The following is an 11638-nucleotide window of genomic DNA, read 5'->3' as shown; positions in this document are numbered from 1 at the left end:
AAATCCGCTATGCAGGGTGCCCCGAAAGGACGCTCTCTCCGATGACTAAAGCGCCTTTGAAGAGAGCATGTCCTGAATCGTCTGAGTGGCTTCTCGAGTTCTGCCCGCGAGCTTCTTCACTTCATCTGCCACTACGGAAAATCCGCGCCCCGCATCACCGGCTCGTGCCGCTTCGATTGCTGCATTGAGGGCGAGCATGTTGATCTGGTCAGTGATGCTCTTGATCACGTTCACGACCTGCGAAATCTGTTCGTAAGTCGCCTGTATGCCAGCCAACTCGCGCGCACGGAGCGTTTGCGCAAGCTTTTCGTCCGAGATATCACGTACAGCCCCGATGATGCGGCGCAGCCTGCCACTGCGATCCATCACGCCCTGGCCCCTTTCGCGGTACCAGATCTCGCCTTTGAATTTGTGCCGCATTCGGTACTCGACCGTATAGCCTGAGTAAGGGTCCGCGGCATTGAGGTATTGCGTCACCACCTTCATGACATGCTTCAGATCATCCGGATTGACGATTGAAAAATACCCCTCCCAGTCATCCTTGAAATCCTGTTCCGAATAGCCCACGAGTTCGCGGAACTGCTTCGACCAGCGAAGCTGGTTTTCAGGGTGATCCGGATTTCCGTCAACAATAAACAGCTCCCAGCAAACCTCTGTGAGCGCATTCTTGGTCACTTCCCAGACCTGTTCCTTTTCCCTGCATGAAACCAACTGCTCATTCAGATCGGACAGCTTCAGGTTGCTCTCCTTGATTTCACATTGAAGCTGGTGCAATTCATCCCGAGCGGCTTGCAGAGAATTTTTCAAATCCCTGACCAGAGCACTTTCAGAGTCATCTGATCTCTGACCAGCACTGATATGCTCCTGATGGTTGAGCCGCCGCGCCAGCCCATCGAAGCTGTCAGCCAACCATGGATATTTGCTGATCAAATCGTCTTGGAAATCGGGGGCTGGCTGACCACTCAACAGCGACGATATTCGCGAGCTGACCTCTTCAGCCAGACGCTTGAGCTTTCTTCCGGAAAACATGGGTCCTCCTTAAAAACAGTCGAATTCATGATTGGCTGATTTCAAAAAAAAGGGACCGGACGTCGGATCCGACGAGGTCCCTCAAAGGGAGGAATCAAAATCAGCTATGGGGTCAAAGAACAGAGTCAACAACTCGCCGTTCCAGCGACGTCTCGAGAGATGCCTTTACTTGATTTTTACCGGCACCACACCACGTCGAGAAAACAGAACGGGATAGTCATTGCCGCTGAGTAATGCAGCCGTCAGCGAAACGCCATCGGGCGTCTTCTGCTCCTGGAAACTCCCTCCTCCATCGCTGCTGCGTACCATCAGCCCATCCAGACCGACCACGACTACCTGCTTTCCCGACACCGCGATGGCCGTGATTGAACTCTTGCTCTCCAGAGGCACGCGTTGCCAAACCTGTCCGTCCGCGGTGCCATGCAGCAGTGTGCCGCGTTGGCCACCGACCAGCAGGGTGCCATCGGCCAACACGGCTCCCGACCAAAGCGTGCCCTCATAGCCGGTATCCAGATAGCTCCAGCTTTTCCCATAGTCATTGGAACGCAACACCTGGCCTCGTTCGGCAGCGGCATACACGCTGCCGTGAGCGTCGACGAAAAGCCCCATCAAGTTCAGATCGGCACGGCTAGATCCTGGTGGGGCTTTAAGCTTCTGCTCATCCCAGGTTTTTCCGCCGTCATCGGTCGTCAACACCAGTGACCAAAGGCCGACGGCGACACCTTGTTCGGCGTTGAAAAAATGCACCGCGAACAGTGGCCGATCCTCATTGCTGGACAGTCGTTGAATCTGCCAGGAGTCACCACCGTCGTTGCTGGCCAGAACCGCCCCCCAGTGACCCACCACCCAACCTTGCCTGGAATCGACGAATGAAACACCGGTCAGTGGCGTGGACAACGGTACCGAGCTTGCCTGATGGAAGCTTTTCCCTTGATCATCGGAAAGCAACACCATGCCATGATCGCCAACGGCGACTACACGATCCTTTGCCCATGCAGCATCCAGAAAGGTGGCCTGCGTGGCGTTGCTCGAAGGGACTGCCGGCACAGCTTCCAATGCAGATGCCTGAAGTGTGACCAGTGGCAGCACTGCAGCGAGTAAAGCCCCCATGAATGAAATCATGTATCGCATGTTGCTTTTCTCCTCAGTGCGCCAGTGCGCCGACCATGCGCACAGCGCGCTTACGCGGGAACACCCGCTCGAGCCAGACGGCGAAAGCCGGTAACACGGTCATGGCCATGACCATGTTGACCATGAACATGAAGGCGAGCAGCTTGCCCATATCGGCCTGGAACTTGAGGTCGGAGAACGCCCAGGTGGCGACGCCGACTGCCAGAGTAATCGCGGTAAAGATGGTTGCCACACCGACTTCGAGCAAGGCGTGCTCGACAGCCTTGGCGATCGGCAGGCCTAGAGATTGATGCAGTTGCATGCGGTTGTAGATGTAGAAGGCGTAGTCAACACCGATGCCAACCGCCAATACCATCACCGGCAGCGTCGCGATGGTCAGACCGATCTGTAGTTCCTTCATGAACCAATAGCCGATAAAGGTACCAATGGTCAGAGGAAGGCAACACACCAGCACAGCGCGCAGATCCCGATAAACGACAAATACCAGCAGCGCGATTGCGGCATAGACATACAGCATCATGGGTGTCTCACTTTTTTCAACTTCCTCGTTGATGGCTGCGATCACCCCTGCATTACCCGAGGCCAGTCGCACCGTCACCCCTGGCATCGGGAATTCGCGACGAAAGGCCTTGGCGGCTTCGATCACCTTGTTGATAGTCGTTGCCTTGTGGTCCGCCAGGTACAGGTGTACGGCGGCCATGCTGCAATCAGAGCGCATGATTCCCGGAATACGAGCCACTTCGGTAGCCAACGAGGAGTAGTTCGCCGGATCGATGGGCACCGCATTCATTTTCGGATTGCCCTCGTTATAACCCTCGTTGAACTGGCGCATGCTGGTGGAAAATGCGGCAACCGATACCACTCCGGGTACGCCTTCCATTGCCCACACAAAGCGATCCTGGTACTGACCCAGGGCGACCTCTTCGCAGGCGACTGAAGCGCCGTCACCAGACTTGCCCGGATTGACCTCGAAGACGACGCTTAGCCAATCCAGGCCAATGTCGTAGCTGCTGGCGATGGCTACTGCATCTCGGTTGAAGCGAGAATCCTCACGCAATTCCGGTGCTCCTGCCTGCAGGGAACCAACGACTCGGTCATGGCTTTGCCAGACCGCCGCGAGAAAGACGAGCAAAGCAACACAAAGCACCCATTTGGCATTACGCCATTCGGTGAGCCTGACCAGTCCATGCAACCAACGGGCACGGCGTTGACGGGAGGTCTCCTCGGTCGCGGCGTAGTCACCGTCGACCCGCAGCATCGACGCCACCAACGGCAACATCACCAGATTGGTGATGATCTTGAAGGACACACCGAGCGACGCGGTGATGGCCAACTCGCGTACCATCGGAATCGGGATCAGCACCAACGTTACAAAGGAAACAAAAGCGGTCACCAGTGCCAGCGTGCCGGGGATCAGCAAACCGCTGAAGCTGGAACGCGCCGCCTCCTCGACGCACTTGCCATGGGCGATTTCCCGCACGATGAAATTTATCTGCTGCACGCCATGGGACACGCCGATGGCGAACACCAGAAAGGGCACCAACACGGCAAGCGGGTCGAGGCCATAGCCAAGCAACCTTAGACTGCCAAACTGCCAGACCAGCGACGCCAATGAACACCCCACTGCCAGCAGAGTGAAACGTACGGAGTGGCAGTACCAGTACACCGCAACGGCCGTCAGCAGCAATGCCAGCAGGCAAAACTCCAATACTGCAGACGCGCCATCGGCAATATCGCCGATCTGCTTCGCAAAGCCGATGATCTGAATGTCGAAATCACCGTCCTCGAACTGCTGACGAATTTGCTTTTCCAGGACCTGGTTGTAGGCCACATAGTCCAGACGCGCGCCAGTGGCATCAAACTCGTTGAGTTCGACGGTGATCATCGCGCTGCTCTGATCCCGCGAGACCAGCGTGCCGATAAAGCCCCCCTGAGCCGTCGAATCGGCGATCCTGGCAATGGTTTCATCATCGAGGCGTTCGGGGGTTACCGTACCCGGTACAAGTGGATCTGCACGGAAGCCCTCCTCGGTTATCTCGTTGACGAAAGCGTTCGGCGTCCACAACGAACGCACGCTGCTACGCGAAACATTGGGCAGAAAGGTGACTGCCTGAGTGACGTCATACAGACGCTTGAGAGCCGTCTCGCTCCAGATCTTGCCTGCGCGAGCCTTGACCACGATGGTCAGGCGATTCGCCCCCAACAGGTCATTGCGGTATGCCTCGAACGTTTCTACATATTCATGGCCGATGGGTAGCTGCTTTTCAAAGCCGGCATCCATACGCAACTGAACAGCAAACCAGGCCATGATCAGAGTGAAGATGACCAGACTCGCCAGTACTAACCGGCGATGCCCGAAAAGCCAACTTTCGATGCAAGGCAGCACACCACGCCCCCGTTTGACGGGCACTTTTACGGAAATATTCAAGACATGCCTCACAGAGTGCGCGAAATCACGAAACCGACATAGTCGCGATCACCCAACAATTGATCGTAGGGGGTATCGCCTCCCATGAACTTCGCGTAGTTGAAAGAGACCTGCCAACTTGCGGGGTTACGCACGAGGTTCAAATACAGGTTCATGCTGCTGGCACCCTCGGTGAAGGTTGCAGACAGATTGGGTGTCCGTCCGCCCAGGGAGCGCGAATAGAAGATCCCAGGCGTAACCTGCCAACCCGGAAGCAACGTCCCGTCATAGGTGAGGCTGAAATCCACATTGACGCCCGATGAGGTTTTGTCGCCCTTGGCCGTCGGCGGGGTCGATGGATCCAGCTGCCAGGTGTTCAAACCCGCGGAAATCAGCTCACCGTCGACACTGTCATGCAGATCGGGATACTTCACGACCACCAATTCAGACAGCAAGGTGCCCGTGCTGGCGCCAGTGAAGTCAAGCAGCCCTGGGGAGTTTGAGGGTGTCAGGCTGTATAGGCCGGTCAGGTGCCACTGGAATTTTTTCTGGTCGTCCCAGCATTTGCCGCCATTGTTTGCACAGAGATCAAGAACAGGGTTGAGTGGCACTGCATCCTTGGGACGGTAGGACAACTCCGTGCCGACAGCCCAGTCGCCAATCGGCATGTTGGCGCTGATGCCATAGAGCATACGATCTTCCGGATATACCCACTTTTGCGAAAGGGCGAAGGTCTCCGGATCGAGCACCTGCACCGTCAGCGACGGCAGCTTTTCGTGATAGCGCATCACGTAAAGGCCGAGATTGAGATCGGTGTCATCCGGTTGCCAACGCAGCGAGATGCCCCACTGTCCGCTATCCCGAGCGCCCTTATCGTCGAACCCGTAGGATTGCATGCCCTCACCGAGCCCGTGAGTGGTCGACCAGTAACTGCCAACGGGCGGCAACTCGCTCTTGTTCCAGCCGAACTGATAGTAGGCCTCAATGTTCAGACCCGAACCCAGACCCGAAGCGAGGCTGAGCATCGGGACCGGCAGCACGGCTTCCTTGAGTTGGACACCAGGACGCGCGAGGGCCTGGTAATCGTAAGCGTTGGTGTTGTTGATGCCACCCACCACGAACAGGCTTTCGCCCCAGTTGATCACCTGGTTGCCCAAGCGAGCCCGTACGCGCTGATCGCCGACATCGAAGCTCTTGCTCACCCACAGGTCGAGCAGGCGAGCCTTGAATTCGAGGTCGTCACGCGCATCATTGGTAAGACCGTCGCCGCCAACGTCCGCTGGTGTGTTGAAAGACAGGGCGCCGGTGGTATCGGTGGCGGCGAAGTCACGAATCCAGCTGCCACGCGCCATGAAGGTGAAGTCCTCCGGTAACTTCAGCAGCAACTCATGGGAGCCTTTGATGTAGTTGGTGAACAGGTCACCCTTGTCGTAGTTCAAGTTGCCCTGATCACCAATGCCAGAAGTTTGTGCCAGGCAACCACTGGGCGGGTTGTGTCCGGTAGCGCCGGTATTGACCAGATTGCAGGATTGCGAATCGGTGCGCAGGCCCATGCCCAAGGCGATGGTGGAATCGAATGAACCACGGATGTTCTCGGTTTCAAACGTGAATGCCATTGCCAAAGGGGTTGCACACACGATGACAAGGCCTGATGCTTTTGTGATTATTTTTTTCATGATGGCTCTCGATCGATCGCTTTTTAGCGTTCACTGATGGCACGCAAGTTGTCGGAGGTGTAGAAGTCACGCTTCAGGCGGGGGTTGCCGGTACTCTCGGTGAGCCAGCGGTGATCGTTCTTGCCCACTCCGACAGACGTCATGTCGTACAGGTAGCGACCGTCAACCAGGTTGTACTGCGCCTGTGCCTCCATATCGCAGGTGCCTGTCTCGTAGACCGGGATCGTATAGCCTTCGCGAACCTTCCAGATTTGCCCTTGCTTGTCGTAGTCGACAGCCATCAGCGCGTTCCAGCTATCCTCATCGATGTAGAAGAGTCGCTTCGGAGCCTGGTGGCGCATGCCCTGGCGAACTGTGGCCTCGACGACCCAGACACGATGCAATTCATAGCGGCGTGATTCGGGCGCGATGTAATCACGCTTGGCCACATTCTCAATGTTGGCAGAGGCGTCATAGGCCCCGAAGGCGTTGTAGGGCACCAACAACTCCTGCTTGCCGACCAGCTTCCAGTCGAAGCGGTCCATCGGCCCGAAGAACACGTTCGACTCATCAATGGTGTACTGATTGTCGAGACCAATTTGCGGAGAGTCGTAGGAGTAGGCGGGCATGCGACGCACACGACGCTGACCGGGGAAGTAATAGAACGTGGTCGCCTGTTCGCCAGCCTTGGTAGTCACCACACCGGCCTGTCCGGCAAGGGCAGCAGGATCCAGATAGGAGAAATAAGTGGCGACTTCCAGGCGATCGAAGGAAGAGAACAACGCACTGCCCTTTTCTCCCCATGGGGTATACATGAACCAGTCCGTCGAAGTACGCAGCCAGTCGCTCCCCCCCTTGCGCGGCGATATCCCGGAAACGGTCTTGGACATATCGAAACCAACGCCGCGGTAGCGCATTTTCATGTTCCACATCACCTCGGCACCGGTGCTCGGCATAGGGAATGGAATACCGGGTACGTGAGCTTCTTTCAGGGCCAGACCATCGGCATCCAATGTGGCGAATCCGACGTTCTTCCTGGTGTTATCAGCGACGAAGTCGGGCACACCGCAGCTACGACGGGTCGGATACACATCCATGCGATAGCCCGGGATTTTCTTGAACAGTTCCACCTGACCGGGTGAAAGCTTTTCCGCATATTGCGAGACATTGTTGGAGTCGATACTGAAAAGCGGCTTGTCGTTCTTGAATTTCCAGGATTGACCACGCACCTGGCCATAAGACCAGCCACTGCCCTGCGGACCGGGTGATGTCCAGGCCGGGATGACCCCATCAGCACTTGCCGCGACCTCCCCTCCCAGCGGCGTTAGCTTCGTACCGAGCAGCGCAGGATCCTTCTGTGCAGCTTGAACAGTGCCGATAGCAGCCATTGCTGCCAATGCCACGATCAGATGCCTGACTCCACTTCTGGTGGAGATGCCGGCGCAGGGCCGCTCAATAACTTCATTCATTGGAAGATCCTCATGGGGCTGGAACCGGCGGCGCGACCTTCCTGGAGGGAAGACTCGGGCTGTGCCACACTCTATAATCAATTGACTTGATCACTTGACCAAGTCAATTGACCACAAAGCAAACCACATGCCAAACCATGGAGGTAAAATGAATTTGCTTAGTTATCAATGTGTTAGAAATTTGATCAATCGGCCAGGCAACACTGCTCACTCACCGACGCACCAGCTTGTTTCAGCAGGCCGCACCAATCTGGGAATTTACGAAACAGTTGTTACGTATTATCACCGCATTGGAATGAGCTATTCACGTGTGCCATTGGCAACAAAACCCATGCGCCGCTCCACGCCGGCTCATGACTCGCAGACCCGTCATGCTGTAGCATCCGCCGGCGTTGACGCCGCCCCCCAGGCAGGCGCTACTGCAGTAACAAAGGAGATTGCTTGACTATGGCCAGAGTGGGCGCTGAATTGCGTAGACAGGACTTCGTGGAAGCCACTGTCAAAGTGATTGCTGAACATGGGGTTGCCAATGCAACGACTCGACGTATCGCCGCTGCCGCAGGCTGTCCTCTCGCGTCGCTGCACTACGTGTTTCATACAAAAGACGACCTCCTCTATGCCGTCTATGAGTCTCTTTTCAACTTGCCACACCAGGCCCTGACGAACGTGCCTGCGGGGACTACCGCAGCCGAAACGACAGCGGAAATGCTTCGCCAATTAGTCACGTGGTTCTGCACCCACCCCGACATAGCCAAGGCACAAACCGAGCTTTTCTTCTGGGCCATGCGCAACAATCCCGAAATGGCGAGCAGGATCTACGCGGTAGCAATAGAAGCAACGGAACAGGCCATGGAAAAAGCTATCGGTGCACAATTCGACAAGACCTTCTTGAAGGCCACAAGTCGACTGTTGGTTCACCTTGTAGATGGTCTGATCATCGCCTGGTCCGCTCATGGTGACTTGGCACGGCTGGAGGCAGAAACTGAAACGGCCTGCGAAGCGGTAGCGCTATTAGTGGCCAGTCGCTGAACATTTCGATCCGCATCTACCTGACGATCATCAACCTGTACCCCGGTGGAGGTTGGTCGCCAGCATCTTGACTCGTGTCGTCCCGACCGATTCTTCGAGACATAAGATCGCTTGTCCTTTCGCCCACAGAGGCGAGTGCGACGACGAGATGTGCCACCCCCTCGAAGGCACCATGCGCCTCGCCTGGAAACGCCGGCAGCCCGTACGTCAACGCAAGTTCCAAGGCCGGTTACAAGGGGTATAACTATCAGAACAAAAGGCGGGGCACCCAGAACAGGCCCTCCAAAGGTAGCGCCCGGGCCAGGCGCCCCAGGCCTGATCGGCGCCTGCGGCGCGGAGCGATGTGATGAGATCCAGAGCATGGCGATGGGCTCGCAAGAGCCTTCTTGGCTGCATCGAGCTGGCCTTGCTGGTCGCTCCACTGTGCGCCAGCGCCACGTTCAAGTGCCAGGCCCGGGACGGAGCCATCAGCTACACCAGCCAAGCCATCGCCAGCGCCCGCTGCACTCGCCTGAATGGCATGACGGGCGCAGGTAGAGGCGCCAAGGCAACGGCCACGCCACGGGTTGTACGGGACAACGACTCAGGCGCAGTGCGGATTCGGGTGTTCACCTTCATCCACAAGGGTATTCGTCAATTTGTGAGCCGACGCCCCGTCGGGATCTCCGCACGGATCGATGTCCTTGAGCTCTATTACATCAAGGGCTGCTATCTGTGCATGGCACCGAAGGATTTCAAGGTCGCCTCACTGCGCCTGGACACCCATGCCTATCGACAGGAGATCGAAGCCGCTTCAGGTCATTATGGTGTCGACAGGGCGCTGGTCCGCGCAGTGATACATGCCGAATCGGCGTTTCGCCCCAACGCCATTTCCGAAGCCGGCGCCCAGGGGCTGATGCAGTTGATGCCCGCCACCGCCGAGCGCTTCGCCGTGGACGATCCGTTCGACGCACGACAGAACATTCGTGGTGGCGTGCGTTACCTGGCCTGGCTGCTCAAGCGCTTCAACGGCAACCAGGTACTGGCGTTGGCAGGCTACAACGCGGGCGAAGCGTCCGTGGTCGAGTACAACGGGGTGCCTCCCTACGCCGAGACGCAATCCTACGTCACCCTCGTGCAGTCCTTGACCGAACGCTATCGCAACCATCGCTAGTACCGTAGGACGCATAACCTGGAACAGGTAATACGCCGGGCGGGGAATGGCTCAACCGAACTTCCACGCTCACCGGTCGCTATCGACCCCTAGCGACCCTCCGTGAGGCCAATAGCGGTCAATCGTGACGCTGTCTTCGCCGCGTCTCTAAAACACAACATTGTCGCTGGCGAGATGACGTAAACCAGCGGCATGCGCCTTTTAGACTCAGAGCCTGACAAAGTGGATCAATATCTCCAGAAAACGGGAGTGACGAGCACCAACACTGTCAGGATTTCCAGCCTTCCCAGAAGCATTCCAACGGTCAGTAGCCATTTGGCAGCATCCGGTAATGATGAGAAATTACCGGCCGGCCCAATGATCGTGCCAAGCCCCGGCCCGACGTTACACACCGCAGTAGCGGCACCGCTCAACGCTGTTGTCCAGTCAAGCCCAATGAGAGCCAGGCCCAAGGCGATGGCCGCGATGGTGATGGTGAAGAAAAACGAAAAGGTCAAAAGCGAGCGCACGATATCCTCGTCAATGGGATGACCGTTGTACTTCTTCTGAATGACGGCTCGAGGATGGATCAATTGCTTCAAACTACTGACCAGTAGAGCGGCAGCCACCTGAAAACGGAAGATTTTCAGACCGCCTGCAGTGGAGCCGGAACATCCACCCACGAAGGTCAAATAGAAAAACAGCAAGACAGCGAAGCTGCCCCACAAGGTGTAGTCACCCACCGCAATTCCGGTGGTCGTGACGACCGAGGTCACATTGACCGCCACGATACGAAACGCATCCCACCATCCGTAATCGCTGTGAAAGCACAGCCAGGTACCCACGGCCAGCGATGTGACGAGCAAGAATCCAATGAATCCACGTACCTGGTGATCCTTGATCAGCGCACGCCGATTGCCCCGCAATGTCGCGACGTACAAGGTGAACGGCAGGCTGCCCAGAATCATGATGGCCACTGCCACCCAGTGAATCGCGGGTTGCGTCCAATGCCCAAGTGAGGCGTCCGATGTTGAGAACCCACCGGTAGAGATCAACGACATTGCATGGTTGACTGCCTCAAATGGCGTCATCCCAGCGAGCCAGAGCACCAGGGCGCCGATGCCGGTAAGCCCCAGATAGAGCAAAAGAATGTACTTGGCGGCCACATGGGAACGTGGCGTCACTTTCTCCGACCAGTCTGAGGACTCTGTCTGGAACAGACGCATGCCGCCTACTCGCAACAGTGGAAGGATCGCCACAGCCATGCCGATAAAACCGATACCTCCCAACCAATGCAGCATGGAGCGCCATATCAACAAGCCGGGAGATGCGCTATCCAGACCGGTGAGTACGGTCGAGCCCGTGGTTGTGATGCCAGACATCGTTTCAAAAAATGCGTCGGTGTAGCTGATATGGCTGATGAACACCATTGGCAACGCTGCGAAGGTGCACACAACCACCCAACTGCCAGTCGTCAGCAGGTACATATCCCTGGGGCGAAGCTGGGCAGCATCCGGGCGCCCCCGCACAATCAACAACAAGCCACAGATGAAGGTAATCAAACTCGACCAGAGAAAGGCCGACAGATCGTCGCTACGCTCATAGGCCACCAGTGTGATCATGGGAATAGCCATGCTTATGGCCAGCGTGATCAGAAAAATGCCCAGGATGAAGCCGATAAGTCGAATTGCGGCGAGGGACATAACAGAGCCTTCCAGATTAGCACCGGGCAGTATTGGATACTCAACCACAAGGCCCCGTAAATTTTACGTAAAAATTTCTACTG

9 protein-coding genes are annotated in these 11638 nt (G+C 56.7%); 3 read left to right on the top strand and 6 right to left on the bottom strand.

Annotated elements, in window-relative coordinates:
* Window positions 1-45 precede the first annotated feature (45 nt).
* The 5 genes from AC3ITA_RS12055 to AC3ITA_RS12035 form a co-directional block, all read right to left on the bottom strand.
* Window positions 46-1029: a methyl-accepting chemotaxis protein gene (locus AC3ITA_RS12055; protein ID WP_489280400.1), complete on the bottom strand. Its 984-nt coding sequence runs from the start codon at window positions 1027-1029 to the stop codon at window positions 46-48.
* 165 nt (window positions 1030-1194) lie between these two features.
* Window positions 1195-2160: a WD40/YVTN/BNR-like repeat-containing protein gene (locus AC3ITA_RS12050; protein ID WP_489280398.1), complete on the bottom strand. Its 966-nt coding sequence runs from the start codon at window positions 2158-2160 to the stop codon at window positions 1195-1197.
* A 13-nt stretch (window positions 2161-2173) separates the two neighbouring features.
* Window positions 2174-4588 (bottom strand): efflux RND transporter permease subunit, encoded by a 2415-nt coding sequence (locus AC3ITA_RS12045; RefSeq protein ID WP_489280396.1) that lies wholly within the window; start codon window positions 4586-4588, stop codon window positions 2174-2176.
* 8 nt (window positions 4589-4596) lie between these two features.
* Entirely contained in the window at window positions 4597-6243 is a 1647-nt protein-coding gene (locus AC3ITA_RS12040; protein WP_489280394.1) for a DUF1302 domain-containing protein, read from the bottom strand.
* Between the two features lie 23 nt (window positions 6244-6266).
* Window positions 6267-7691, bottom strand: coding sequence for a DUF1329 domain-containing protein (locus AC3ITA_RS12035; protein ID WP_414927778.1), 1425 nt, complete (start codon window positions 7689-7691; stop codon window positions 6267-6269).
* Window positions 7692-7839: 148 nt separating this feature from the next.
* On the opposite strand from AC3ITA_RS12035, the gene AC3ITA_RS12030 reads away from it, so the two are divergent.
* From AC3ITA_RS12030 to AC3ITA_RS12020, 3 genes are all read left to right on the top strand, one after another.
* Window positions 7840-8136: a hypothetical protein gene (locus AC3ITA_RS12030; RefSeq protein WP_414927777.1), complete on the top strand. Its 297-nt coding sequence runs from the start codon at window positions 7840-7842 to the stop codon at window positions 8134-8136.
* Window positions 8137-8138: 2 nt separating this feature from the next.
* On the top strand, window positions 8139-8720 hold the full coding sequence (locus AC3ITA_RS12025) for a TetR/AcrR family transcriptional regulator (RefSeq protein ID WP_414927847.1): 582 nt from the start codon (window positions 8139-8141) through the stop codon (window positions 8718-8720).
* 346 nt (window positions 8721-9066) lie between these two features.
* Window positions 9067-9873, top strand: a complete 807-nt coding sequence (locus AC3ITA_RS12020) for a lytic transglycosylase domain-containing protein (RefSeq protein WP_489280392.1) — start codon at window positions 9067-9069, stop codon at window positions 9871-9873.
* 227 nt (window positions 9874-10100) lie between these two features.
* On the opposite strand, the gene AC3ITA_RS12015 is transcribed toward AC3ITA_RS12020, so the two are convergent.
* Window positions 10101-11555, bottom strand: a complete 1455-nt coding sequence (locus AC3ITA_RS12015) for a TrkH family potassium uptake protein (protein ID WP_489280390.1) — start codon at window positions 11553-11555, stop codon at window positions 10101-10103.
* Between the last annotated feature and the right edge of the window lie 83 nt (window positions 11556-11638).

The sequence above is a fragment of the Pseudomonas sp. GL_090 genome (genome assembly GCF_057837765.1).
Note: the sequence above shows the minus strand (reverse complement) of the source record. Positions and strands in the feature narration are given on the sequence as shown.

Coding starts and splice junctions, on each gene's coding strand:
- AC3ITA_RS12040 (WP_489280394.1), bottom strand. CDS start 6,243: ATGAAAAAAATAATCACAAAAGCATCAGGCCTTGTCATCGTGTGTGCA.
- AC3ITA_RS12030 (WP_414927777.1), top strand. CDS start 7,840: ATGAATTTGCTTAGTTATCAATGTGTTAGAAATTTGATCAATCGGCCA.
- AC3ITA_RS12015 (WP_489280390.1), bottom strand. CDS start 11,555: ATGTCCCTCGCCGCAATTCGACTTATCGGCTTCATCCTGGGCATTTTT.
- AC3ITA_RS12050 (WP_489280398.1), bottom strand. CDS start 2,160: ATGCGATACATGATTTCATTCATGGGGGCTTTACTCGCTGCAGTGCTG.
- AC3ITA_RS12025 (WP_414927847.1), top strand. CDS start 8,139: ATGGCCAGAGTGGGCGCTGAATTGCGTAGACAGGACTTCGTGGAAGCC.
- AC3ITA_RS12055 (WP_489280400.1), bottom strand. CDS start 1,029: ATGTTTTCCGGAAGAAAGCTCAAGCGTCTGGCTGAAGAGGTCAGCTCG.
- AC3ITA_RS12035 (WP_414927778.1), bottom strand. CDS start 7,691: ATGAATGAAGTTATTGAGCGGCCCTGCGCCGGCATCTCCACCAGAAGT.
- AC3ITA_RS12020 (WP_489280392.1), top strand. CDS start 9,067: ATGAGATCCAGAGCATGGCGATGGGCTCGCAAGAGCCTTCTTGGCTGC.